Source organism: Cloacibacterium sp. Arc13 (genome assembly GCF_041431305.1).
GTDB classification, from domain to species: domain Bacteria; phylum Bacteroidota; class Bacteroidia; order Flavobacteriales; family Weeksellaceae; genus Cloacibacterium; species Cloacibacterium caeni_B.
The window spans coordinates 25,020-51,218 of the sequence record NZ_JASMRM010000017.1; the positions used below are offsets into that span (position 1 = coordinate 25,020).

A 26,199-nucleotide genomic window follows, 5' to 3' on the forward strand; every position below is an offset into this window, starting at 1 on the left:
TTGAGAATTTAAAAAAAGGCGTATCTTTGCACCACTTTTTAACAGAGATGTTAAGGAGACCTGGTAGCTCAGCTGGTAGAGCAATACACTTTTAATGTATGGGTCCTGGGTTCGAATCCCAGCCAGGTCACAACAAAATTCCGTATATCCTTTACGGATTTTTTTTGCCTACGTGGTGAAATTGGTAGACACGCCATCTTGAGGGGGTGGTTTCCTAAGGATGTGCTGGTTCGAGTCCAGTCGTAGGCACGAAGAGCAAAAAATAAAAACTTAGAAATTTTTTTAAATTTCAAAGACCTGGTAGCTCAGCTGGTAGAGCAATACACTTTTAATGTATGGGTCCTGGGTTCGAATCCCAGCCAGGTCACAATTTACGAAAGTAAATTTTTTTCATATTAATATTTTGTGATTTGGTGTTTAAAAGCCTTCAAGTTACCTTGAAGGCTTTTTATTTGTTTTTTATCCTAAATGCATATTGTCTATTAATCTTACTTCACCAGCATACGCTACGATAAAGGCTCTGTATTCTTTATTTTCATCTATAGCATTTGCTTCTTTAAGCGTTTCTTCATCTGCAATGACAAAATATTCTAATTCGAAATTAGAATTTCTAAAAATATCAGTCACCCTTTGTTTAATTTCTTCCAGAGAAATCACTTTAAACCATTCTTTTACTTTTGTAAGTGTTTCGTAGATGATTGTTGCTTCTTTTCTTTGGGTTTCTGTAAGTCTTACATTTCTAGAACTCATGGCAAGTCCATCTTCTTCTCTTAAAGTCGGAACTCCATGAATTTTTACGGGTAGTTTTGTTTTTTCTACCATTTTTTTGATAATGGCTAATTGCTGGTAATCTTTTTCGCCAAAGTAAGCATTGTGTGGCTGTACTTGTCTGAAAAGTTCTTCTACGATGGTTCCTACTCCGTCAAAATGACCTGGTCTGTATTTGCCTTCCATTTCGTTTTCGAGTCCGTCGAAATCATATTTTTTGCTGTTTAGTCCATCTGGATACATTTCTTCTACATTAGGAACGTAAACTGCGTCTACTCCTGCTTTTTCTAAAAGTTCTATGTCTTTTTCTAAGGTTTTCGGGTACTTTTGAAAATCATCAGGATTGTTAAACTGGGTGGGATTTACAAAAATGGAAGAAATAACTTCGTCGTTTTCCTTTTTAGCAGCTTTGTAAAGAGAAAGGTGACCTTGGTGAAGTGCGCCCATTGTAGGAGCAAATCCTATCTTTTTGCCCATTTCTCTCTGTCTTTCAACATAATCAATCAGTGTTTTTTTGCTTTTCAGAACTTTCATAAAAATTGTATTTAGGGTAAAGTTATAAAAAATTGTTAATTAAAAGAAATTCGGTTATTTTTTTGTATTTTTGCATAATTAACCGTCTTTGTATAGAGAAGAAAAAAATATTATGCCGAATCAAAAGATTTTATACGTCACCACAGAGATGTTTCCATATCAGGAAGATAGTAATATGGCGATGATGGTGAACAAGATGGCACTGAAGATGCACCAAGAAGGCAATGACGTAAGAGTTTTTATGCCGAGATTTGGATTTATCAGCGAGAGAAAATTTCAGTTGCATGAAGTGATTAGATTATCTGGAATGAATATCATTATCAATGATTTAGACCAGCCTTTAATCATAAAAGTTGCTTCTTTGCCAGGAGAAAGATTGCAGGTTTATTTCATAGATAATGAAGAATATTTCAAGAGAAAACAATATTATCAGGATGAAGATAATCAACCGTTTGATGATAATGATGAACGAGCAATTTTCTTTGCAAGAGGTGTAATTGAAACCATTAAAAAACTAAATTGGGTTCCAGATATTATCCATTTTAATGGATGGATGGCTTCATTTATCCCGATTTACCTTAAAAATTACTATAAGACAGATTCTTATTTTAATGATACTCAACTTGTACTTTCTGTGTACAATGAAAAAGATTTATCTCTAGGTCACAATATTACTGAAAAATTAAAGTTTGATAATATTGAAAACCTTAAAGCATTAGAAGAACCTACCATTCAAAGTTTTGTAATAGAAAGCATGGACTTGGTAGATACTATTGTAAAAGGAGATGAATTTTTAGAAGAAAAATTAGACAAGGCCTTTGAAGAATCTAAAACACCTAAAAACGAATATGTAGACGGCGGTTCTATAAGCGAAATTTACTAATCACAAATCACATATAATTACTTAAATGATAAAAGAAATTCAGAATATCTTTAGGCTATTTTTTATTTTATTTTCGGGAGCTGCTATTACAGTAGCTTGTGAATCTGAGCCAGACGAATTAGGAATGCAATTTTTCCAAAATGGCACAGCTCAAGGAACAGAAGCAAGTTTCGATGTAGTAGCCTGTAATGTTTATAATAATGATGCGCTAGAAGCAGATAATGATAAACTTTCAGAAGCAACTTTAGGTGCTTTTGATGAGTCTAACTTCGGGATGCAGAAATCATCGTATGTTACCCAAGTAAGATTATCTTCTTATGATCCAGATTTTGGTGCTAATGCTGTAGTAGATTCTGTAGTTTTACAGATGAAACCTCTTTACCAAACTGCAACCGATTCTGTAGTGACTAAAACTTACGAAGATTACGTACATCCAGATAATATCGCTGCAAAAAAAGTAGTAACGAGTTATCCTATTAAAAAATACGGAAAAGCGAAAAGAAATTTTACCATCAACGTACATGAAGTTACAGATTTCTTATATTCTACAGAAACTAACTTTTATTCTAATCAACAAGTTAATACAGGAACTTTATTAGGAACTAAATCTTTTGATGGATTCATTAGATCTATTAAAATTACCAAAGACTCTGATAATTCTGAATTATTCAGCAGAGATGCAGGTTTAAGAATACCTTTAGATAAAGATTTTTTTCAATCTAAAATTATTGATAAAAAAGGTTCTTTTGAACTAAAAGATGTTGCAAGTTTTATTAGATATTTTAGAGGATTAAAGCTTTCTGTAGCAGAAAATGATGGTTATATTTTTAATTTTAATCCAAATGAATTATCAGTAACTATTTATTATAAATATGATAAAACAGAGAATAGTACTATCACAAGAACTCAAGGAAGTTATACACTAGATTTAGGTTCATCTAATGTTCATTTTAATCAAATTCAATATAATAGAAGTAATACATTTGTAAACCATGTTCCTAGTACTCCAAATACTAATGGTGATACTAAACTTTTCCTTCAAGGCATGGGAGGACCAGGCGCAGAAATTTTAATTCCTGATGCTACTATTGCACAACTAAAGAATTTATACAAAAATGAAAAGGTAGGATTACTTTCTGCTAAAATTAGACTGTATTCTGATGGTTCATTATGGAATAATTCTTACTCAAAACCAGATACATTTACACCTGTTGTCAAAACAGTAGACACGGATAATAAAGTCACATATTCATTTTTCCCAGATAAAGATGTTTTTGCTTATTCAGGTGTTTACAAAATGGTAAAAGGCGTAGATTTAGATAAAAATCCTGCTTACTATGAAATAAGTATTACTCAGTTTGTTAAAAATATTATAGAAAAGGAAGAAGCGAATAAACCTATTTCTATTAATATAGGAAGCTTTCAAACTTCTAGTTCAACCGGAGCTCTTTTAGGAACAGAATATACAACTAAAGCGTATACTCCGAATAGAATTGTTTTAGTAGGATCTGATGCTAATAATACTCAATATAAGGCTCAATTAAAAATAATTTACTCAAAAAAATAAATAACTATGTGCGGAATTGTAGGTTATACAGGTTTTCAAGACGCTTATGATATCGTTATCAACGGCTTGAGAAGATTAGAATATAGAGGTTATGATAGTGCAGGAATTGTACTAGAAGATACAAATAATAGCTTCGAAGTTAAAAAAACAAAGGGTAAAGTTTCTGATTTAGTAGAAATTTCTGAGAATCTAAAAGCAACTTCTCATGTAGGAATGGGACATACAAGATGGGCCACTCACGGTGTTCCTAGCGATAGAAATTCTCACCCACATGTTTCAAATGATGGCAAAATTGCTCTTGTACATAATGGTATTATCGAAAATTATGATACGATTAAGACTATGCTTATAGGCAAAGGATTTACCTTTTCTTCTGAAACAGATACAGAAGTTCTTGTAAATCTTATCCAATATATATTAGATACCCAAAAAATTAATTTTTCCGAAGCAGTAAGATATGCTCTAAACGAAGTTTATGGTGCGTATGCAATTACTGTAATGCACAAGGATTATCCTGGCGTTTTAGTTGTAGGAAGACTAGGTTCTCCGCTTGCTATTGGTTTAGGAGATAAAGAGTATTTCATCGCATCGGATGCTTCTCCATTTGTGGAATTCACTAAAGAAGCAGTCTATTTAGAAGATGGACACATGGCTACTATTTCTCTAGAAAAAGGAGTAGAAATAAGAAGTATAAAAGAAAATGAAATAATAGAACCTGCCATCCAAGAGCTTAAATTATCATTAGAACAAATAGAAAAAGGAGGTTATGAGCATTTCATGTTGAAAGAAATTTTCGAACAGCCAAAATCTATTCATGATACATTAAGAGGTAGACTACTCGTAAATGAAGGCATTATTAAAATGGCTGGAATCTGGGATCACCTTGATAGAATTAATAAAGCAGAAAGAATCATCATCATTGCGTGTGGTACTTCTTGGCACGCTGGTTTAATCGGAGAATATCTTATCGAAGAATTTGCAAGAATTCCGGTAGAAGTAGAATATGCTTCAGAATTCAGATACAGAAATCCTATCATTACCGAAAAAGATATCGTAGTAGCTATTTCTCAATCAGGAGAAACTGCAGATTCAATGGCAGCGATTAAATTGGCTAAAGAAAAAGGAGCATTCATCTATGGAATTTGTAATGTAGTAGATTCATCTATTGCAAGATTCTCAGATGCAGGTTCTTATACTCATGCTGGTCCAGAGATTGGAGTGGCTTCTACCAAAGCATTTACAGCTCAATTAACTATTTTATCACTTATCGCCCTTAAATTAGGTAAGCATAACGGTAATCTAAGTAATGCAGAGTTCATGAGACTCATCACGGAGTTAGACAATATCCCGAAAAAAGTAGAAGAGGTTCTAAAATCTACACATGATTATGTGAAAGAAATTGCACATGATTTTGTGAATTCTACTAATTTCTTATACTTAGGTAGAGGATTTAATTTTCCTGCAGCATTAGAAGGAGCACTTAAATTGAAAGAGATTTCTTATATTCATGCAGAAGGTTATCCAGCAGCAGAAATGAAACATGGTCCTATTGCTTTGATAGACGAAAATATGCCAATTGTAATCATTGCTCCTAAAAAAGGTCATTATGATAAAATTGTAAGTAACGTTCAAGAAATTAAAGCCAGAAAAGGTAAGGTAATCGCTGTGGTAAATTATGGAGATGAGCAAGTAGCTTCAATGGCAGATTATGTAATAGAAATTCCGGAAACTTCAGAATGTTTTTCGCCAATAGTCGCATCTATTCCGTTACAATTATTAGCTTACTATATTGCTGTTTACAGAGGTGCCAATGTAGACCAACCAAGAAATCTTGCAAAATCTGTAACTGTAGAATAAATTTTAATTAAATACAAAATATTTTAATTTAATTTTCGTTTAAAAAAAATCTTAAAGATTTGTTAAAGAAATTAATTATATATTTACCGCTTTAAACTATTATAGTATAATGAGAAGAATGTTTCTTTTGCTGCTTGCAGCATCTTTTGTGGTTTCATGTTCTAAAGGAGGAAGAGCAAATTCTGGAAAACCAGATTCTAGAGGAGAATTGATACCAAAAGAAAGTAAAAAATCTTTTGTTGCACAAAGACCTTTCGGAATGGTAGCTATACCAGGTGGTTCTTTCATTATGGGGCAAGCTGATGCAGATTTCACAGCTACCCCAGAGAAAGCTCCCCTGAAAACTGTGACCGTGTCTTCGTTTTTTATGGATGAAACGGAAGTTACCAATTCAGAATATAGACTCTTTGTAAATTATGTAAGAGACTCCATTGCAAGAACATTATTAGCAGAAGCTGCAGGAGATGATACTAATGATGATGGAATAGGAAGATATGCTTTTTTAGCAAAAAAGGCGGGCGATGATGCGAATGCTTACCAAAAATATTTAGAATCGCAAGGAGACAGAGATGGTTACAATGATTCTAAAAAATTAGATTGGAAAGCTCCATTATACTGGAAAACTAATCAATATCCTGATGAAAAGTATGCAGAAGTAATAGAGTCGCTTTATTTACCTCCAGCAAAAAGAATTAATAATGAAAGACTTTTAGACACTCAGAAATTAAAGTATTCTTATCAGTGGGAGGATATTGCTACAGCAGTAAAAGATAATAACAGAAATGCAGAATATCTTAAAAAAGAAAGTATAGCAGTTTATCCAGATACTACAGTTTGGGTTAAAGATTTCAACTATGCATATAACGAACCTTTATTTGATAGATATTTTTGGCACCCAGCTTATAAAGATTATCCTGTAGTTGGAGTAACTTGGGACCAAGCAAGAGCTTTTTGTGATTATAAAACTAAAGCAAAAAGAGACTATGTGAAATCTGGTAAAAAAAGAGGAGAAGCACCAAGCAGATTTAGATTACCTACAGAAGCAGAATGGGAATATGCTGCAAGAGGTGGTCTAGAAAATGCAACTTATCCTTGGGGTGGCCCTTATCTTACAGATGATAGAGGTTGTTATTTAGCAAATTTTAAACCTAAAAGAGGGAATTATATAGAAGACGAAAAGAAAGGAACGTATCCTTATACAGCTCCCGTAAAGAAATTCCACAGAAATGGTTTTGGGCTTTATGATATGGCAGGAAATGTTGCAGAATGGACAGAGTCTCCTTATAGTAATTCAACCTATCAATTTTCATCTACTCTGAATCCTTATTTGTCAAATCAAGCTTATAGAGAGGTTAAAAAATCTGTAAGAGGAGGTTCTTGGAAGGATGTAGGTTATCTTTTAATGACTGGATATAGAGATTGGGAAAGAAAGGATTCTGCTAGAAGTTATATAGGTTTTAGAACAATACAAGATATTCCTGCGGGAACTGCAAAATTAAGAAGAACAAGTAAGTAAAAAAATATAAATATAAAAATCAAAGATATGTTAGGTAATCCGTTTAAAACTAAAGATTCATCTTTAAACTTTATTTATTCTGCAGGCGCGGCTGTTGTAATTTTAGGAGCATTATTTAAGTTAAATCACTGGAATATTGGAGCGTTAACTGGGACTTGGATTCTGGCAATCGGGTTAGGTGTAGAAGCTTTAATTTTCTTAATTTTCGCATTTGACGCTCCAAAAGAAGAAGCATCATACGCTTGGGAAAATGTTTATCCAGAATTATTAGATTCAGATGCTCAGCCTAAAGCTAGAAAAGTAGCTGCGGTAGAAACTTCTGACTTAGACGTTACCTTGTCAAATAAATTAGATAAAATGTTAGCTGATGCTAAACTAGATGTAGAATTATTCGAAAGACTAAAAACAGGAATTGATAAATTCTCAACTTCTGTAGAACAAATTAATTCTACTGTAGATGTTTCTCAAGCTACTTCTAAGTATAATGATCAATTAACTTTAGCTGCTAGTCACCTAGAAAGTATGAATGCATTGTATTCACTACAATTAGAGCATGGTAAAGCACAAAGCGAAATGAGTAAAAAGTATGTAGAAGATATTCAAAAATCTGCAGACCAATCTCAGAAATTTAACGAGGAATTAGCAGGTCTTACATCTAATTTAAATAATCTTAATAGAGTTTACGGAGGTATGCTTTCTGCAATGAAAGCTTAATTTTCTTTCAATATTTTAATCAATAAAAATTTTAAAAAAGAATTAAAATGGCTAAAGGAAAACAAACACCTCGTCAGAAAATGATTAACTTGATGTATCTGGTTTTCATTGCTATGCTTGCAATGCAGATAGACCAAGAAATCATAAGGTCATACCAAGATACTAATCAATCTCTTACCGATTCTAGAAAATCTTCAGAAGAGAAAAACAGTATTTTCGAAATTACCCTAAAACAAAAAGCTGATAATTCACCTGAAACTTTTGGTTTGGTAAGTCAACAATACCAAGGAATGAAGTCAAAAGCTGATGAGTTAGTTGGTTTTATTGAATCAATTAAAGGACAACTGAAAACGGAAGCAGGTTTTGATGCTAACAAAACTGTAGAAGATAATTTTTCTTCTCTAAACAATACAGACGCTGTAACTAAAAAGTTCTTTAAAGGCGGTGATGCTGAGATGCCATCTAATAATTCTGAGGATTTAAAGTCTAAAATGGCTGCTCTTCAAAGCTACATCATTCAAAATTTTGGAAACAATAAAGATTTAGTTTCTGTAGTTGAAAGAGCTAAAGAGAGATTGTCTACTGATGACGCACTTTATAAAAATCAAGGAAAAAATTGGATACAATACAAATTTTATAATCAGCCTTTAATTGCTGCGCTATCTAACTTAGAAGTTATTCAGTCAGAAGCGAGAAACTTACAATCAGATGCTCTTTCTTTAATGTTAAGAGAAAAAGTAGATGCAGATATCAAATTTGATGCTTTCGAAGCTGTAGTTGCTGCTCCAGATGTAATTATTCAAGGAGAACCAGCTGAAGCGAAAGTATTTATTGGTACTTATGATAGCAATTTACCAGGATTTGGTGTTGCTGGTGCAGACAGAACAGAAAACGGAATTGGTTATAAATCATTAGTTTCTTCTACTCCAGGTGAATATACTTTTAATGGCGTAGTTTCATTTAACGATGCTAATGGTAAAAAATTAGAATACAAATTCTCTCATCCATATAGAGTAGTTCCAGGAGCTAAAGAAGTAGCCTTCGAAAGTGGAGCTTTATTATCTGCTGATAAAATGAACGTTTTATACCGTGGAGTGCAGAACCCTATTTCTGGTTCTATCCTTGGTGCTGATAATAGCCAAACTACACTTACAGCAACTGGCGGAACGGTTACTAAAAAAGGAGGTGGTTCTTGGGTAGTAACTCCAGGTTCAGGAAATACTACTACATTAACCATTTCTGGAAAAGGACCAAAAGGTCAAGTAATTACTCAGAAATTTGAGTTTAGAATTAAAAATGTACCAAGACCACAAGGACAAATTAGAGGGGAAAATGAACTTACAATGCCAGCAAGTTCTATCGCAAATCAAACTGTAGGAGCAGGAATCCCTGATTTTGATTTTCCAGTTACATTTGAGGTTACTGGTTTTAAATTTAAAGTTCCAGGTAGAGCAGCAATGTTTATAAATGGAAACTCATTAAGCTCCGTCGCTAGTCTTACTAAGAATTTAAGAACTGGTGATATTTGTTACATTGCTGACATTCAAGCTACTGCGTCAGGTTTAGGAGGGCAGACACTCAAGAAAATCAGTCCAGTTGTAATAAATGTTCAATAAATGAGTTATTAAGAATAACATTATTTCATATCATTATAAAATGAAAAAGATTTTAATTTTACTATTAGCATTAAGTGTTTTCTCTGTAGATGCGCAGACTAAGAAAAGAGCTACGAAGAAGACTGCTAAAAAAACTACTGTTGCTAAAAAAGAAACTCCAGCAGCTGAAGTAGTAACTTCTACTCCAAATACTAATGTTAATATTGAAGTTACGCCACAACCAAAAGAAGAGCTAGAACCGATTAACTCACTTTCTATTCTAAATGCTAAATCACCTGAAGCATTTAGAGTATACAGAGATATGGGAAAGGTGAAAAAAGGAGATTCTATAGTTTCTTCTAGAAATGTACCCCTTAGTTATGGTTATATTGACGAAAAAGATGTGCTAAGAAGTATGGTGGTTTGGGAAATCATAGATATGAATGAAAAGATTAATCAACCATTTTATCATAATGCAGACGGTATAGTTTCTAGTAATAAATCCCTCTATCAATTACTGATAGAAAACATAATGAGTGGGAAGATTAAAGAAGTTTATGATGATGAAATGTTCATGACCAAATTGTCTCCAGAAGCAATTAAACAAAGACTTTCAATTACTAAAGAATCAGATTGGTTAATTGATAAAAGAAATGCTGGAGAAAAACTTACACCAGAAGACATCAAAGCTGGAACAGATGTTATTGAAACCAAAACCGAAAACGTAAAACTTCTTAAAATTAAAGGAATGTGGTACGTAGACAGAAGAGATGGTCAAATGAAATACAGACTGTTAGGTATTGCTGCGATGGGTCCGGATCCTACTATGATGGCAGAAAAAACTGCAGATGGAGTTTCGTTAGGTAATAAAGATGAATTGATTGATCTTTTCTGGGTGTTCTATCCAGATGCTAGAGAAGTTCTTGCCAATTCAGTAGTTTTTAATAACAGAAACTTATCTTCAGATTTAACTTATGATGATATTCTTAATGCGAGAAGATTTTCTTCAATTATTTATAAATCAGATAATGGTTTAGGAACAGGAATTATCAAAGACTATATTCCTAATGATGCTGAAGAACAATTAGAGGAATCTGACAGAATTAAAAATCAAATTCTAGAAATGGAAAACGATATGTGGAATTATTAATCCAAATATCCTTATATAAACAAAAACCTAAGTATCTTTGCTTAGGTTTTTTTATTGACAATTTATGACGAAATCCGTAGAATATATTATCGTAGGAGATGGTTATGCAGCCATGTTTTTAGCGCATCAATTCATTAAAAATAACAAATCATTTTTACTTTTTACCGAAGGAAAGAAAAGCGCATCAATGGTTTCTGCAGGAATGATAAATCCTGCGGTTCTTAAACGTTTTACCACGTTTTGGTTGGCGCAAGAACAAATCGATTCCCTTAAAAATACCATGACCGAAATAAAACAATATACAGGTCAAAATTACTTGATAGAAAAACCTATTCTAAGAGTTTTTCATGACGAAAAAGAAAAAGAACTATGGCTGAAAAAATCAGATGACGAAAATTTGAAACCTTTTCTTTCCAAAGATTTTGTAAAACTTAATTCTGTCAAAAATCCATTTGAATGTGGAGTGGTGAATCAATCGGCTCGGTTAAATGTAAGTGGTTTTTTCACAGATATGATGAACTTTTTAGAAAGTCAAAATTATCTTATCAAAGAAAAATTTGATTATCAGTTATTGAAACCAAATGATTCTACCTACAAAGATCTTTCGTTTATAAAAATAATCTTTGCCGAAGGAATGGCGGTCAAAGAAAACCCATTTTTTGCTGAAATTCCAGTACATCAGAATAAAGGTCATCATTTAGAAGTTCAACTTTCTGTGCCTTTAGAAGATGGGTTTACGATTAAAAAGAAGCATTTTATTTTTTCACTAAACAATGGGAATTATTATTACGGCGGAACGTATGATCGTGAACAAATCCATCATAAAATTGACGATACTGCGGTAGAAAAACTCATCAATGCTTTAGCAGAGTTTTATCCTCATGATTTCGAAGTAAAAGAGGTGAAATTTGGCTTTAGACCTACTGTTAAAGATAGAAGACCGATTTTAGGAAATCATCCAGAATTTGGTAATTTATATGTATTTAACGGATTGGGAGCAAGAGGAATTCTCAATGGAAATTATTTCTCCATTAACCTTTATCATCATTTAGAAAACGGTGAAGAAATTCATCCAGAAGTAGATTTAAAAAGATTTCAATAAAAAAATCCGCAAGAGTTTGCGGATTTTTTGCAGAAAGGAAGGGATTCGAACCCTCGATACAGTTACCCGTATACTACCTTTCCAGGGTAGCTCCTTCAACCACTCGGACACCTTTCTTTTTCAGATGGCAAAGGTAGAATTTATTCTTCAATTTCCGAAATTTCTCCGCGCAGATTTTTCTTAAAATTTTCAGCAAAATCACCTGAGTAATTTGGATTATCAATTAAATGCATGGCTTTTGCCAAGGCACTTTCGGCAGTGATGTCATGACCGCTTATTGCGCCAATCTTTTTGAAAATGTTACTGTTATTGTATTTCCCTATGCTTATTCCACCAGAAACACATTGAGAAATCACCACGATTTCAGTTCCGTTATTTCTGATTTTTTGAAGCACTTCTTCCGTTTTTTTATTGCTGAAAATCGTTCCAGAACCGAAAACTTGAAGAATTAAAACCTTGATTTTAGGAATTTGAGGTAAACTTTCTAAATTGATTCCAGGGAAAATTCTCCACAAAAGAATGCTGTCATTCAAATGTAAATCCACCGAAAAATCTTCTTGATGATGCGTTCTGTACAGCATGGCTTCTTCCACCTTCAAGTGAACACCAGATTCTCCTAAAATTGGGTAATTTGGACTGATAAATGCATCGAAATTCTCAGCAGAATATTTTAAACAACGGTTTCCTCTCAATAATTTATATTCGAAATAGAGCGCCACTTCTTGTACCACCGCTTCATTATTTTGATATAAACTCGCGTAATAAAGACTGGTGAGCAAATTTTCTTTGGCATCAGTTCTTAAATCCCCGATTGGTAATTGCGAGCCCGTCAAAATCACAGGTTTTCTTAAATTTTTGAGCATGAAACTCAGTGCAGAAGCCGTGTAAGCCATCGTATCTGTTCCGTGAAGAATCAAAAATCCATCAAAAAGTTGATAATTTTTTTCAATTAATTGCGCGATTTCCTTCCATTCTTCTGGTCCTACATCTGATGAATCCAATGGTTCTGAAAACTGATGAACGCTTACTTCACATTCCAGAAGATTCATCTCTGGGATTTTATTGAAAATATGATTGAAATCAAAAGCGCGAAGACTATTGGTTTCATAATCTTTTTCCATTCCGATGGTTCCGCCTGTGTATATGATGAGGACTTTTCTTTTCATGTAAAATTTTCTTTTTTGTAGAATTTTTCAGACTTTAAAGTTAAAAATTTAAAGTTAATTTCTAAAATATTTTGCAATTTTGCCAAATGATTCCTAAAAACAGACTTCAAGAAACTTTTGATTATCTAAAACAATTTCTTACTGATGAAAGATTGAGTAAAATAGAGCATTTTTCTCAGGAGAGTTCAGATTTTGTGCTTCCGGTGATGGAAGATGTGTATCAGTTTCGTAATGCAGCAGCGATTGTAAGAAGTGTGGAAGCCTGCGGTTTTCATCACGTAGTTGCTTTGGAAGAAGAAAATGTTTTCAACCCAAATTTGAAGGTGACGAAAGGTGCAGAAACTTGGGTGAAAGTTGAAAAAATGCCCAATAATTTAGATTCTTTGAAGGAAATCAAAAACAGAGGTTATAAAATTTTGGCGGTTTCTCCAGAAAATAACGCGACCATGTTGCCCGATTACGAAGTAAAAGAGCCGATTGCATTGGTTTTTGGGACTGAATTGGAAGGTGTTTCTGATGAAATTTTAGATTTTGCAGACGAAACTTTGGCCATTCCCATGTATGGTTTTACGAAAAGTTTTAATGTTTCTGTTGCCGCCGCAATTTGTATGTACGAATTGAAGCAAAAGCTTATGAAATCTGGAATTGATTATAAATTGTCCGAAGAAAAATTATTGGAAATGAAAATCAGATGGACAGTAAATTCCATCAGAAGTGGCGAAGAACTTTTGGAAAGATTTTTGAAAGGTTAGTCCCGCAGATTATACTGATGAAATATCAATAATTCTCCGCTAAAGAGAATTTGCTAAATCTGCTGAATCAGCGAGAAAATTTTTAAAATTCACTTTTTCCGAAGGAAAAAATTGACTATTCACTTATTGACTTATAGTAATTCCACGCTGCTACGAAAATCCCTGCGGTTTCTGTTCTTAATCTTTGGTGCCCCAGTGAAACAGCTTTAATGCCTTTTTCGGCTAACATTTTAATTTCTTTTTCGGAAAAATCACCTTCTGGACCAATAAGGAAAGTAGGATTGGTCAATTCTGGAATTTCACTGAGGTTGATGCGTTCAAAAGCAACATCGCAATGCGCCACAAAAGTCATTTCCGGATTTACATTTTTAATAAAATCTGAAAGTTTTGTAACATCATTAATTTTTGGAAAGAAGAATCTTAAACTTTGTTTAGAAGCTGCAACAGCTTGTTTTCTAAGTTTTTCGATGTTCAAGTTTTTACGTTCTGTTTTTTCAGTATTCAGAATGGTAATTTCGGAAATGCCCATTTCTGTTGCTTTTTCCACGAAAAATTCTATTCTGTCGATGTTTTTAGTAGGAGCAATCGCAATATGCAATTGTCTGGTAAGATTCGGAAAATATTCTTGAACTTCTGTAACGTTCAGACTGACTTTTTTCCCTTCAAAAACGAGGTTTCCTTTGGCGAGATTTCCTTTTCCGTCTGTCACAAAGATTTCTTCGCCTTCTTTCATGCGAAGAACTTTCACGATGTGCTGTTGCTCTTCGTCATTAATTTTTACATCTGGAATAATTTCGCCAAAGAAAAGTTTCATTTTTTTATTAAATATTTTTGAAATGTTTTGTACTTGTAATAAGCCACGAAGTGGCGATATCATTAGCAAAGGGCTTTAGCCCTTTGTATAATTAAAATTGAATTTTCGAAGCCACGAAGTGGCGAAATCAATCCCAAATATATTTTTCATCAAACTCAATTTCATAATTTTTCAAAAATAGCAAAAACTCTTCTTGAAAACCTTTTGTTCTATGATGTTCTTTTTGATTCTTAATATAATCAACTACTTTATCAACCTCTCTCGGATTCACAGAAAAACTTCCATAACCATTTTGCCAATAGAAAATTTTAAATTTATCTCCTTTAGTTTTAATCCATTTTGATGAGTGAGACTTTATTTCTTCAATTAAATTTGATAGCGCCACGTTTTTATGTAATAAACACAAAATATGAACATGGTTTTTGTACCCACCAATTTTCAGAGGATTACATTTTAAATTTTTGCAAATTCCTCCTATATAATTGTAGAGTTCTTCTTCAATATCTTCAGTAATTAAATTATTTCTATTTTTGGTACTAAACGTGATGTGGATATAATTTTTTACTAAAGATTGTCCCATTTTAATAGTTTTTTAGATTTCGGTGCTTTGCACCTTTTTTGGTATGGCTTATTTTTGCCAAAGTGCTCCACACTTTGCTATTGATTTCGGTACTTTGTACCTAATTTTCTTTATGTTCAGCAAAAATCCTTAAAATCTGCGTTATCAGTGTTCATTACTTTTTGAACAGTGAAATGATTTTTTTGCCAATTGTAATCAAAATTACCATCAATAAACCGCCAATAATTCCAGCGCCAAATTCATTGACAATAGAAGGAGTAGGTAAATTTTCAACCAAATGATGTAAATATTCTACATTGTGTAGGAAAATTCCTCCAGCTACTAAAATTAAAGCAATAGTACCTACTACTCCTAAAATTTTAATTACCCAAGGTAACATATTGATAAGCAATTGACCAATATTAAATAAAATTCCGCCTTCTTTTTTAGATTTTTTTTGCAGTTTATATCCAGCGTCATCCATTCTTACAATTAAAGCTACAATTCCGTAAACTCCAATTGTAGCGATGATTGAAACGACTGTAACGGTTAGAATTTGGTTAAGAAGCGGTTGGTCTAATACAGAACCTAAAGCAATAATTACAATTTCTAAGGACAAAATAAAATCAGTAGTGATAGCAGATTTTACTTTTGCTTTTTCTGCAGTGATAGGATCGTCCATCACATCTAGAGCTTCTTCGTGTTCTGTTTTGTGGTCATTTTTATGAAAGAAAAATTCTATAATTTTTTCGGCACCTTCATAAGCCAAATATAAACCACCAATCACCAAAATGATTTTGATGGCTGCAGGAAATAACCAGTTTAACCCAAAAATAATGGGTAAAATAATCAATTTGTTAAGAAATGAACCTTTGGTAATTGCCCAAAGTACAGGTAATTCTCTAGAAGAAAGGAAGCCTGTCGCTTTTTCGGCGTTTACAGCCAAGTCGTCTCCTAAAATTCCTGCTGTTTTTTTGGTTGCCAGTTTACTAGCAACTGCTACATCGTCCATCAATGCAGCGATATCATCTAAAATTGCAAAAAAGCCTGAAGCCATAATTGTTGAGTTATGAGTTAAAAGTTATGAGTTTGTTTAAAAATTTAAAATTACGATATATTATTATTTTTCATCATCCAACATCCTTACATATCGTATCTCGCAGTTGCGCTGGTTCTTAAATCTGTAAATTCTCCACGTTCGAATTTCAGTTTTGCAACCATGGCAATCATTGCTGCATTGTCTGTAGTGTATTCAAATTTCGGGATGTAAACGTTCCAGCCTAATTTTTCTACATTATTCTGCATAGCTTCTCTCAAACCAGAATTTGCAGAAACGCCACCTGCAATCGCTACTTCTTTTACATCGTAATCTTTGGCAGCCTTTTCTAATTTTTTCATGAGAACATCAATAATGGTTTTTTGAACAGAAGCACAAAGATTTTCTACATTTTCTTGAATAAAATTTGGGTTTTCTTTCAATTGTTTTTGAAGGAAATATAAAACCGAAGTTTTAATTCCACTAAAAGAATAATCGTAATTTTCGAGTTTAGGTTTTCCAAAAATGAAAGCATCAGGATTTCCTAATTTAGCGAGTTTATCAATAATTGGACCTGCTGGATAATCTAATCCCATTATTTTTCCGATTTTGTCAAAAGCTTCACCAGCTGCATCGTCAATGGTTTTTCCAATGATTTCCATGTCGAAATAATCTTTTACCAAAACAATCATGGTGTGTCCACCAGAAACGGTAAGACACAAAAATGGAAATTTAGGGGGCATCGGATTTGCATCTTCGATAAAGTGACAAAGAATATGCGCCTGAAGATGGTTAACTTCAATCAATGGAACATCTAAACTCATCGCTAAAGATTTGGCAAAAGAAGTTCCTACAAGTAGAGAACCTAAAAGTCCAGGTCCGCGAGTAAATCCTATGGCAGAAATATCTTTTTGTTGTATATTTGCTTTAGTGAAGGATTTTTCCACTACAGGAATAATGTTTTGTTGGTGGGCTCTAGAAGCCAATTCTGGAACTACGCCACCATATTCTTGATGTACCGTTTGATTCGCTGCTATATTAGAAAGGATTTTATTTCCGTTAATAATGGCAGCAGAAGTATCATCACAAGAAGATTCTATTCCTAAAATAATTGGTTCATTCATAATTAATGGCAAATTTAGAAAATAATAACTCCGAAAACAACAAACCAATTTCAGAAAAAGTTGGTGAAAAAATAACTGATGTTGCAGAAGGCGTAAAACACACCATAGAACATCCTGTAGAAGCCGCCAAAGAAACTGTAGCTCAGGCTGTAGAAGATGTACAAAAGTTTTCTTGGTGGGCCAAATTGTTCCTTTGGTTTGCCGCAATTGCGTCTTTTTTATTTCTTACTTTTTTAATCATTATCAATCTTCCTGCAACCAAGGATTATGCAGCGAGTAGAGCTTTAGGATTTTTGGAAGAAGACTTTGGAGTAAAAATTTCCAAAGAAAAAGTAGAAGTAAATATTCTTGGCGATGTTATCATTCATGGCCTTAGAATTAAAGACGATAGAAATAATGATTTAATTTTTGCCAAGCAATTTAGAGCAGATTCTGACTGGTTATCAATCTTGAAAATTGGAAAATCTAGACAACTTGATTTCTCTACGTTGACGCTTTCTGAGGCAGATGTAAAAGTGGTGACTTATAAAGGTGATTCTATTGATAATTTCAACAGATTTATTACCAAATTTGATAGTGGAAAACCAAGTGATCCTAAAAAACCACCTTTCAAACTCAATTCTAGAGTAGTTATTTTAAATTCTAAAATTTCTATCATCAATCAAAATCACGAAGGTGATGAAGGAAAATGGCTACAAGCAGAAAATGTAAATCTTATTGCACCACATCTTAATATTTCTGGACCAGATATTTCTGCCAGAATTAATAATCTGAGTTTTAAGACTAAAAGATGGGGGAAAATACACACTTTAGATACTTTTTCTACAGATTTCTCGATGTCTAAAGAATTTTTGAGTTTAAAAGATTTAACACTTTATACCGATCATTCGCTTTTACAAGGTGACCTTACTTTTCATTTAGATAAAGAAACCAAGTGGCAAGATTTCAATAATAAAGTGAATTGGGAAATGAAAATGAAGCGCGGAAGTGCAGTTTCAGGTTATGATATTTCCTATTTTGCAACAAAATGGGACAATTATACTGCCATCAATCTTTCGGGAGAGATGAATGGACCCCTGAATAATTTCAGACTCAGTGATTTCCTTTTATCAGGAGAAAATGTAAATATTTATACACAAAATACTAAGTTTAAAGATTTATTGAAAGGGAATTTCAATATTGTAACCAATAATATTTCTACCAATTTTACTTATCCTGCACTTCGAGCGATGTTTCCGAGTTTTGTAGCTAATAAAATGAAGAATTTCGCGGATCCTTTTGGAAGAATTCAGTATAAAGGAGCAGTAGATGTTACGCCAAAAAGAGTGATTGCCAAAGGAAATGCCATTACAACTATTGGTAGAGCCAATGCAGATATTGTTTTGTCTGATATTGACCTGCAAAATCCTCGATATGTTGGTGTTTTAGATGTGAAAGACTTCAATACTTCTGCGATTACTAAAAACAATGCGGTAGGTTTAATTTCGGGGAGATTTAATTTTGATGGAAAAGGTTTTGATGTCAATACGTTGACTTTAAAAACCAAATCTAATATTTCTAAAATTGATATCACAGGAAAAACCATTAATAATCTCTATCTAGACGGAACACTTAATCAAAAACAATATAACGGAATTATCACCATCAATGATGAAGAAGCAAAAGGAAAAATAACTGGAAAAATTGACTTTTCTACGCCAAGACTTTTTGCGGATATCAAAGGAAATATAGATTATCTTAATTTAAGTTATTTTGGAGTTCAAGGTAACGGAAAATCAGTTTTTAGTGGAAATATTGATGGGAAATTAGCTTTCAAGGATTTGAATGATATGAATCTTGATGCGCAACTCAACAATGTAATTTTCTATGCAGGTGAACAAAAAATAGACGTTCCGAATGGTAGCGTAAAAGCCTACTTCGAAAACGGAAATAGAATTGTAGATGCAGATATTCCGAATGTGGTAAAAGGAAACATTTCTGGAAAATATAATTTGGGAGATTTAGGAAAAATGTTCCAAAATGGTTTTGATAAAATTTTGGTCGGAAATCCACAAAGAAGATTGTACAAAGGTCAACAGTTTACCTATAATTTTGATGTGAGTCAAAAACTAGTGAATTATTTTGAACCGAATTTAAAAATTCCAGAAGGTGCCAAAATTGACGGTTCGTATAACGGAAACACCAATGATTTAGTGCTGAATCTTAATTCGACTTCACTAAAATATATTTTGACTAAAAAACTAGAGATTTCTCAAGCAGACAGACTTTTGGCGCAAGCAAATCCAGAATATAAACTAGACGAAAATAAGGTGACCAAAGATTCTGCGATGATTAATAATATCACCATCAGAATCAATACAGCAAATCCTTCTGAACAAATTTTCGCCAATATTGGTAGGGTAGAATACAGCAAAAATGTATTAAAAGATGTAACACTTTTTGGGGAAAATGAGAATGATGAAAGATTGCATTTGATTGCTAATTTTAAACTTGGAACGCTAGAAGATGAGCAAAATGATGCCATGAAATCTTATGCCATTAATCTCAATCAAAGTGTAGATGCAAATGGAGATTATGTGGTGAAATTTAATCCAACAGAGCTGAAACTGAACAATTTTACTTGGAATGTAGACACCTCTCCGGAACTTAATCATAGCATAACTTATCGTAAAAAAACGGGAGATTTTCTCATTAAAAATCTTCGATTGTATTCTGAGGAAAGCGAATTATTTGTAAAGGAAGCGACTTATAAAGATGCTAAAGATTTCACCGCAGATATAGATGTGAAAAATGTAGAAATTTCTAAAATTATTGATTTATTACCGAGTCAAAAAGGAAATCTTGACCTAAAAGGGATTGCCAATGGAAACATAGAGTTGAAAATGAGCAAAACCAGCTTCGAACCTTTGATTGATTTAGAAGTTAAAGATATTTTCTTAAGCGGAAAACAATTGGGAGATATGGTAATTTCTGCGAAAAATAGTGCTCAATCTAATATTTTTGACATTAATGCAAAAATCCTTTCTTCTGAATTTTTAGGAAAAAATCAATTAGAAGTTACGGGAACTATAGATAATAATACCACTTCTCCTACTTTAGATTTAACCGCAGATTTGCAAGAGTTTAATCTTGGCTTTGTACAGGCATTTGTGACTAATATTTTCTCTAATTTCCGTGGGAAAGCAACTGGAGTTGTTTCGATTAATGGTCCTATGAATGATATTAATTACGGCGGAGATATTGCTTTAAAGGATTTTGGTCTGAAAGTTAATTTTAACGGAGTAGATTATACTTTTGCTGATGCTACCGTATTGTTACAAAATGGAAACATCTTAGTTACTGAACCTGTAAAAATTAGAGACGGAAGAAATAATTCTTTGGGAACACTTTCATTGGCGCAGATTAATTTGAGTAATCTTTCTAATATTGGAGCCAACGTCTTAATTACTTCGGATAATTTAATGCTTTTGGATACCAAACAAAGCGATTTTGATTTATTCTGGGGTAAAATTTATGGAAAAGGCGACTTGTATGTAGGTTTTGATAATGGAAAACTCAGTATTACTGCAGGTAAAGATACGCCAACAGATTCAGAGCCTTTCCAAATTTTGAATAACAGTATTTTTACGTTAAATAGTAATACCACTTCTTCTGTCGATGAGTTTAAAATGCTAAGATTCTTAAAAGAAGACAAAACGGGTGTTGTAAGTATTGACGAAGGAACGAAAAAAGGGGTAAATATGGATATTAACCTTCTTTTGAGTGTTGACAAAGGTTCTACCGTAAGTGTTTTGGTGGGATATGATATCGGAGATATTGTGGTGAGAGGAGATTCAGATAAATTAAAATTTGTCATGAAACCTAATGGAAGAATTTCTCTTGACGGAACATATTCTGTAGAAAGCGGAACGTATATTTCTAAAGCAATTCTAGAAAAAACCTTCCAAATTGATAAATTTAGCAGCATTTCTTGGGATGGAGATCCATTTAATCCAGCATTAAATATTACAGCAAATTATTACAGAACAGTTTCTAATGCTACAGAATATTTAGGCGTAGGTAATTTGCCGCCGATTAATGTAATGCTTCAAACGAAAATCACCCAAAATCTTAGAAATCCTAAAATTGAGTTTGATGTTCAAGCTCCAGATGTTTCTTCACAAGTAAAAGAAGCTTTGACGGTAAGAATGAGCAATAACGACGAAAAAACGTTGCAATTTGGTTCTGTATTGCTTCTTAATAATTTCAATACTTCTAGTACAGGTGGATTTGGAAATATCAATATTGGGAATGTGGGTTCTGATTTGGGGTATAATTTGGTTTTAAAACAATTGGGCAACGTAATCAATACGATTAGTGAGCAGTTCCAAATTGACTTAAATTACATCAAAGGTGACCAAGCTTCTAATACCGCAGATAGAGCCAATATTGGTGGTAATTTTATTCTTTCGCCAAGAGTTACACTTAAAACTGGTTTTGGAATTCCTATTGCGAAAACTGAAAATACCTACGGAAATTATCTTTCTGGTGAAGGAATTATAGAATATGATGTGTCTAAGAAAAATGATGGTTCATTAATCCTAAGAGCTTATTCTAAGCCTTCTAACTTAGGTTTAGGAACTACGCTAAATTCTACAGCCAACCAAACTTATGGAGCAGGTGTAGTGTATAGTAAAAGCTTTAATAATCTTTTCAAAAAGAAAAATAAAGTGAAAGATTCTTTAAAGAATTCTAATAAAAATAAACCCGAAACCATTAAAATTGATTCTGCTAAGTAAGAGATTTTTAGAAATTTTCTGATAAAAATCAATGTTTTTTTGTCAAAATAATATTTTATCATTTCAATTAAATTTCATAAATTTGCAAAAAAAGATAGCAATTTTTATAAATTTAATAATCTAAAAATACTGGTATGAATTATCAATTAGATGAAATAGACAAAAAAATCTTAGATTTTTTAGTAGAAAATACAAGAATGCCTTTCACTGAAATCGCTAAACAGATGGATGTGTCTGCAGGTACTATTCACGTAAGAGTAAAGAAAATGGAAGATGCAGGAATTATCTTGGGTTCTTCTTTAAATATAGATTATGGTAAATTAGATTATCATTTTACTGCATTCATTGGAATTTTATTAACCAAATCTAACAAAACTCAAGAAGTTCTTACAGAATTAGCGTCTATTCCAAATGTGGTAGAAGCAAGCGTAATTTCTGGTAAGTATAACATCTTCTGCAAGGTAAGAGCTAAAAATACAGAAGACGCTAAAAGAATTATTTATCAAATAGATGACATTCAAGATGTTATGAGAACAGAATCTATGATTTCTATGGAAGAATTCCTAAGTGATAAAAATAGATTAATTAATGCTATTTCTGTTTAATAATTTATTATTTTCGCAAAGTATAAAGCTTTTGAATTTTCAAAAGCTTTTTTTATAAATTTATTAAGAATGGAAGATAATTATTTTGACAAAAATCCTCAAAAAACCACTTTTTTTTATGTTGCCATTTTCTTTATGGTAGCATTATCTTTTTTAGGAATAGGAGTAGATCTTACCGAGTATTCTCAGAAAACGGATATTAATATTCCAGTTTGGTACTTTTATTTGATTTTCACGATAGATATTATCGGACTTTTATCAATTGTGGGGATTTATTTTTATAGAAAAATAGGTGTAATCTTATTCCCAGTAGCAATTCTGTTTCATTTTTACTTGCATGAGTTTTATCTTTCTACCATGCTGTATTCAGATTTGTTTACGCTGTTTTCTTATGTGGCATTAGGTTTATTGGCAATCATACCAAAATGGAATTTTTTCAAATAAGATAAAAAAATCCGAATAAATTGCTTAACTTTGATGTCGTAATGATGATTAAAATGATTAAAAATGTTTTCTAAAGCTTGCGAATACGCTATAAAATCGGTAATTTATATAGCACAAGAAGCTCTTGCTGGTAAAAAAACCAATGTAAAACAAATCGCTGAAGCTACAAATGCTCCAGAAGCTTTTGTTGCAAAAATTTTACAACCTCTTTCTAAGAAGGGAATATTGATATCTAATAAAGGAAAACAAGGTGGTTTTTCGGTAGAATTAGACAAGATTGATAAGATTAAACTCATAGAAATTGTACTCGCTACAGATGGAGCAGATATTTTAACGAGATGTGCATTTGGCTTAGAAAAATGTACTTCAGAGAAGCCTTGTCCTTTTCATGATAAATTCAAAGGAATAAGGGAAGAATTAAGAGATTCTCTCAGTGAAATATCAGTCTATGATATGGCGCTTAAAACAGAACAAGGTATAGCCTTCTTAAAGAACTAGAGATAGTTCTTTTTTTTATTTCTTAAATTTAATTCGGATAAATTTGTCCTATTAAAATATTTTTGTATTTTTGTCTTGTCAAAAAAGAAAAGTTATGGAAATAAAAGACAAAACAATAGGCGGAATTGTAGCCGAAGATTTTAGAACAGCAGCTGTATTTAAAAAATACGGAATCGATTTTTGTTGCAAAGGAAATAGAAGTATAGAAGAAGTTTGTGCAGTGAAAAAGAAAAATCCAGAAGATATTTATGCAGATTTAGAAAGAGTAACGCAAAACGCAACTCAGAATATTGATTTTAAAACTTGGGATTTAGATTTATTATCAGATTATATCGAGAAAACGCACCACCGTTATGTAGAAGAAAAAACCATTTATTTGCTTCAGTTTTTAGATAAATTAAGAAGAGTAAAAGGCGATAGATATCCAGAGTTAATTGAAGTTCACGAATTGTTTAAACAATCTGCCGAAGATTTAGGTGCTCACATGAAAAAAGAAGAATTGGTATTATTCCCATTCCTTAGAAACATGGTAGAAGCTAAAAGAAGAGGCGTAGAATTACCAAAACCACATTTTGGCGCAGTAGAAAATCCAATTGAGATGATGAAACACGAACACGAAAATGAAGGAGATCGTTTCGAAAAAATTGCCCAACTTTTAAATCAATATACACCACCTTCAGATGCTTGTAACACGCATCAAGTTACTTATAAAATGCTTCAGGAATTCGAAGAAAATTTACATACACATATCCATCTAGAGAATAATATTCTGTTTCCAAAAGCAATTGAATTGCAAAAAGAATTGCAAAATTAAATTCACTTTAATTGTTTTTTTTCAAAAAATAACCCTAGAAAAACTTCTAGGGTTATTTTATATGCTGTGATAAGTTAAATTATCTTGCTAAAACTCTTTTTACCGCTTTTACTACAGCTTCTGCATCTATTTCGTATTTATGCATTAATTCAGCTGGAGTTCCACTTTCTCCGAAAGTATCATTTACGGCAACAAACTCTTGTGGAGTTGGTCTTTTTCTAGATAACATTCCTGCTACAGATTCACCTAAACCACCTAAGTAATTGTGCTCTTCTGCAGTAACAATTTTACCCGTTTTTTCTACAGATTTTAGAATGATTTCTTCATCTAAAGGTTTGATGGTGTGAATGTTAATCACTTCACAAGAAATTCCTTCTTTTTCTAATTCTTCAGCAGCTAGAAGAGATTCCCAAACTAAATGTCCAGTTGCTACAATCGTAACATCTTTTCCTTCTTGAAGTAAAATTCCTTTACCAATTTCGAAAGGCATATCTTCTGGAATGAAAACAGGAACTACAGGTCTACCAAATCTTAAATAAACTGGACCTTCATATTCAGCCGCAGCTAGAGTAGCTTGTTTGGTTTGGTTATAATCACAAGGATTGATAACTACCATTCCTGGTAACATTTTCATTTGACCGATATCTTCTAAAACTTGGTGAGTTGCACCATCTTCTCCTAAAGTTAAACCAGCGTGAGAAGCAGCGATTTTCACATTTTTATTAGAATAAGCGATAGATTGACGAACTTGGTCTAAAACTCTAGAAGTAGCAAAATTAGCAAATGTTCCTGCGAAAGGAATTTTACCAGCAGTAGCCAGACCAGCAGCAATACCCATCATATTTGCTTCTGCAATACCTGTCTGTACAAATCTTTCTGGAGCTTTTTCTATGAATTTCTCCATTTTTAGAGAACCGATTAAGTCTGCACAAAGTGCTACTACATTTGGATTTTTGTCTGCTAATTCAGCTAAACCTGCTCCAAAACCGCTTCTTGTATCTTTTTTTTCTGTGTATGTAAATTTCATGTGTATTAAATTTAGAAGAATTAATAATCTGCTTCGGTTTCTACATAAAGTTGAGAAAGTGCGCTTTCTAACTGTGCATCATTCGGAGCTTTTCCGTGCCAAGAGTGAGAACCCATCATAAAATCTACACCTTGTCCCATTTCTGTATGAAGAATGATGGCAACTGGTTTTCCGTTTCCTGTTTTAGATTTTGCATGTTCTAAAACTGCAATTACCGCTTCTAAATCGTTGCCGTTTTTCTCTTCTAAAACTTCCCAGCCGAAAGCTCTTAATTTAGCATTTAAATCTCCTAGAGATAATACATCATCTGTATCACCATCGATTTGTCTTCCGTTATAATCTATTGTAGAAATTAAGTTGTCTACTTTTTTAGCAGCAGCAAACATTAATGCTTCCCAGATTTGTCCTTCTTGTAATTCTCCGTCTCCATGAAGGGTATACACTAAAGATGAATCTCCATCTAATTTTTTAGCTAAAGCTACTCCTATTCCTACAGATAAACCTTGACCAAGAGAACCAGAACTCATTCTGATGCCTTCTAAATGTTCGTGTGTAGTTGGGTGACCTTGCAATCTAGAATTTAATTTTCTAAAAGTAGAAAGTTCAGAAATTGGGAAAAATCCGTTTCTCGCTAATGTAGAATAGAAAACGGGAGAAATGTGACCGTTAGAAAGGTAGAAATGATCTTCGCCTTTTCCTTCCATAGAGAAAGGGAGTTTGTAGTTCATTACTTTACCATAAAGCGCTGTGAAATATTCTGTACAGCCAAGACTTCCACCTGGGTGTCCTGAATTTACGGCGTGAACCATTCTTAAAATGTCTCTTCTGATTTGTGTTGCCTGAGCTTTTAACTCTTCAATAGATTTACTCATGATTTATAAAATAAGTTTTGCAAA

22 protein-coding genes and 4 tRNA genes are annotated in these 26,199 nt (G+C 32.8%); 17 read left to right on the forward strand and 9 right to left on the reverse strand.

Features of this window, described 5'->3' with window-relative positions:
• The first annotated feature begins 57 nt into the window (after positions 1 to 57).
• From QO190_RS11510 to QO190_RS11520, 3 genes are all read left to right on the forward strand, one after another.
• Positions 58 to 130, forward strand: a tRNA-Lys gene (locus QO190_RS11510).
• Between the two features lie 36 nt (positions 131 to 166).
• A tRNA-Leu gene (locus tag QO190_RS11515) sits at positions 167 to 249 on the forward strand.
• Positions 250 to 294: 45 nt separating this feature from the next.
• Positions 295 to 367 (forward strand) — tRNA-Lys (locus QO190_RS11520).
• A 92-nt stretch (positions 368 to 459) separates the two neighbouring features.
• On the opposite strand, the gene panC is transcribed toward QO190_RS11520, so the two are convergent.
• Positions 460 to 1,302: a pantoate--beta-alanine ligase gene (gene panC / locus QO190_RS11525; protein WP_371463428.1), complete on the reverse strand. Its 843-nt coding sequence runs from the start codon at positions 1,300 to 1,302 to the stop codon at positions 460 to 462.
• Positions 1,303 to 1,414: 112 nt separating this feature from the next.
• On the opposite strand from panC, the gene QO190_RS11530 reads away from it, so the two are divergent.
• The 8 genes from QO190_RS11530 to QO190_RS11565 all read left to right on the forward strand — a co-directional run bounded on the left by QO190_RS11530 (position 1,415) and on the right by QO190_RS11565 (position 11,686).
• The gene (locus QO190_RS11530) at positions 1,415 to 2,185 is read left to right on the forward strand and encodes a glycogen/starch synthase (RefSeq protein ID WP_371463426.1); all 771 of its coding nucleotides are present in this window, start codon (positions 1,415 to 1,417) and stop codon (positions 2,183 to 2,185) included.
• Positions 2,186 to 2,210: 25 nt separating this feature from the next.
• Positions 2,211 to 3,752 carry a DUF4270 domain-containing protein gene (locus QO190_RS11535; protein WP_371463424.1) on the forward strand — a complete coding sequence of 514 codons (1,542 nt, stop codon included), beginning with the start codon at positions 2,211 to 2,213 and terminating at the stop codon, positions 3,750 to 3,752.
• A gap of 6 nt (positions 3,753 to 3,758) precedes the next feature.
• Positions 3,759 to 5,609, forward strand: coding sequence for a glutamine--fructose-6-phosphate transaminase (isomerizing) (gene glmS / locus QO190_RS11540; RefSeq protein ID WP_371463422.1), 1,851 nt, complete (start codon positions 3,759 to 3,761; stop codon positions 5,607 to 5,609).
• 109 nt (positions 5,610 to 5,718) lie between these two features.
• Entirely contained in the window at positions 5,719 to 7,125 is a 1,407-nt protein-coding gene (gldK, locus tag QO190_RS11545; RefSeq protein WP_371463420.1) for a gliding motility lipoprotein GldK, read from the forward strand.
• 27 nt (positions 7,126 to 7,152) lie between these two features.
• A complete protein-coding gene (gene gldL / locus QO190_RS11550; RefSeq protein WP_371463418.1) occupies positions 7,153 to 7,839 on the forward strand; it encodes a gliding motility protein GldL in 687 nt (228 codons plus the stop codon).
• 47 nt (positions 7,840 to 7,886) lie between these two features.
• Positions 7,887 to 9,455 carry a gliding motility protein GldM gene (gene gldM / locus QO190_RS11555; protein WP_371463416.1) on the forward strand — a complete coding sequence of 523 codons (1,569 nt, stop codon included), beginning with the start codon at positions 7,887 to 7,889 and terminating at the stop codon, positions 9,453 to 9,455.
• A gap of 40 nt (positions 9,456 to 9,495) precedes the next feature.
• Positions 9,496 to 10,584: a gliding motility protein GldN gene (gldN, locus tag QO190_RS11560; protein ID WP_371463414.1), complete on the forward strand. Its 1,089-nt coding sequence runs from the start codon at positions 9,496 to 9,498 to the stop codon at positions 10,582 to 10,584.
• A 64-nt stretch (positions 10,585 to 10,648) separates the two neighbouring features.
• On the forward strand, positions 10,649 to 11,686 hold the full coding sequence (locus tag QO190_RS11565; protein WP_371463413.1) for an NAD(P)/FAD-dependent oxidoreductase: 1,038 nt from the start codon (positions 10,649 to 10,651) through the stop codon (positions 11,684 to 11,686).
• A gap of 30 nt (positions 11,687 to 11,716) precedes the next feature.
• Here the strand turns inward: QO190_RS11565 and QO190_RS11570 are convergent.
• Both QO190_RS11570 and QO190_RS11575 read right to left on the reverse strand, forming a co-directional pair.
• Positions 11,717 to 11,803 (reverse strand) — tRNA-Ser (locus QO190_RS11570).
• Between the two features lie 23 nt (positions 11,804 to 11,826).
• Positions 11,827 to 12,852 carry an asparaginase gene (locus QO190_RS11575; protein ID WP_371463412.1) on the reverse strand — a complete coding sequence of 342 codons (1,026 nt, stop codon included), beginning with the start codon at positions 12,850 to 12,852 and terminating at the stop codon, positions 11,827 to 11,829.
• An 86-nt stretch (positions 12,853 to 12,938) separates the two neighbouring features.
• Here QO190_RS11575 and QO190_RS11580 point away from each other — a divergent pair, with 86 nt between their 5' ends.
• Complete coding sequence (locus QO190_RS11580) at positions 12,939 to 13,604, forward strand: RNA methyltransferase (protein WP_069799428.1); 666 nt, start codon at positions 12,939 to 12,941, stop codon at positions 13,602 to 13,604.
• 115 nt (positions 13,605 to 13,719) lie between these two features.
• Here the strand turns inward: QO190_RS11580 and QO190_RS11585 are convergent, their stop codons facing one another.
• The 4 genes from QO190_RS11585 to tsaD all read right to left on the reverse strand — a co-directional run bounded on the left by QO190_RS11585 (position 13,720) and on the right by tsaD (position 17,137).
• A complete protein-coding gene (locus tag QO190_RS11585) occupies positions 13,720 to 14,418 on the reverse strand; it encodes a 16S rRNA (uracil(1498)-N(3))-methyltransferase (RefSeq protein WP_371463410.1) in 699 nt (232 codons plus the stop codon).
• A 127-nt stretch (positions 14,419 to 14,545) separates the two neighbouring features.
• A complete protein-coding gene (gene tnpA, locus QO190_RS11590; RefSeq protein WP_371463408.1) occupies positions 14,546 to 14,998 on the reverse strand; it encodes an IS200/IS605 family transposase in 453 nt (150 codons plus the stop codon).
• Between the two features lie 154 nt (positions 14,999 to 15,152).
• Positions 15,153 to 16,034, reverse strand: coding sequence for a DUF808 domain-containing protein (locus QO190_RS11595; RefSeq protein ID WP_371463406.1), 882 nt, complete (start codon positions 16,032 to 16,034; stop codon positions 15,153 to 15,155).
• A gap of 86 nt (positions 16,035 to 16,120) precedes the next feature.
• A complete protein-coding gene (gene tsaD, locus QO190_RS11600) occupies positions 16,121 to 17,137 on the reverse strand; it encodes a tRNA (adenosine(37)-N6)-threonylcarbamoyltransferase complex transferase subunit TsaD (RefSeq protein ID WP_371463404.1) in 1,017 nt (338 codons plus the stop codon).
• Positions 17,138 to 17,142: 5 nt separating this feature from the next.
• On the opposite strand from tsaD, the gene QO190_RS11605 reads away from it, so the two are divergent.
• From QO190_RS11605 to ric, 5 genes are all read left to right on the forward strand, one after another.
• Positions 17,143 to 21,915, forward strand: a complete 4,773-nt coding sequence (locus QO190_RS11605; RefSeq protein WP_371463402.1) for a translocation/assembly module TamB — start codon at positions 17,143 to 17,145, stop codon at positions 21,913 to 21,915.
• A gap of 134 nt (positions 21,916 to 22,049) precedes the next feature.
• A complete protein-coding gene (locus QO190_RS11610) occupies positions 22,050 to 22,520 on the forward strand; it encodes an Lrp/AsnC family transcriptional regulator (RefSeq protein ID WP_213188654.1) in 471 nt (156 codons plus the stop codon).
• Positions 22,521 to 22,589: 69 nt separating this feature from the next.
• On the forward strand, positions 22,590 to 22,964 hold the full coding sequence (locus QO190_RS11615) for a hypothetical protein (protein WP_371463400.1): 375 nt from the start codon (positions 22,590 to 22,592) through the stop codon (positions 22,962 to 22,964).
• Between the two features lie 63 nt (positions 22,965 to 23,027).
• Positions 23,028 to 23,462, forward strand: coding sequence for an Rrf2 family transcriptional regulator (locus tag QO190_RS11620; RefSeq protein ID WP_371463398.1), 435 nt, complete (start codon positions 23,028 to 23,030; stop codon positions 23,460 to 23,462).
• A 94-nt stretch (positions 23,463 to 23,556) separates the two neighbouring features.
• Positions 23,557 to 24,276: an iron-sulfur cluster repair di-iron protein gene (gene ric / locus QO190_RS11625; protein WP_371463396.1), complete on the forward strand. Its 720-nt coding sequence runs from the start codon at positions 23,557 to 23,559 to the stop codon at positions 24,274 to 24,276.
• 79 nt (positions 24,277 to 24,355) lie between these two features.
• Here ric and QO190_RS11630 read toward each other — a convergent pair whose 3' ends face one another.
• Together QO190_RS11630 and QO190_RS11635 are read right to left on the reverse strand one after the other, a co-directional pair.
• The gene (locus tag QO190_RS11630; protein WP_104792343.1) at positions 24,356 to 25,303 is read right to left on the reverse strand and encodes a transketolase family protein; all 948 of its coding nucleotides are present in this window, start codon (positions 25,301 to 25,303) and stop codon (positions 24,356 to 24,358) included.
• 20 nt (positions 25,304 to 25,323) lie between these two features.
• Positions 25,324 to 26,175 (reverse strand): transketolase, encoded by an 852-nt coding sequence (locus tag QO190_RS11635; RefSeq protein WP_371463394.1) that lies wholly within the window; start codon positions 26,173 to 26,175, stop codon positions 25,324 to 25,326.
• Between the last annotated feature and the right edge of the window lie 24 nt (positions 26,176 to 26,199).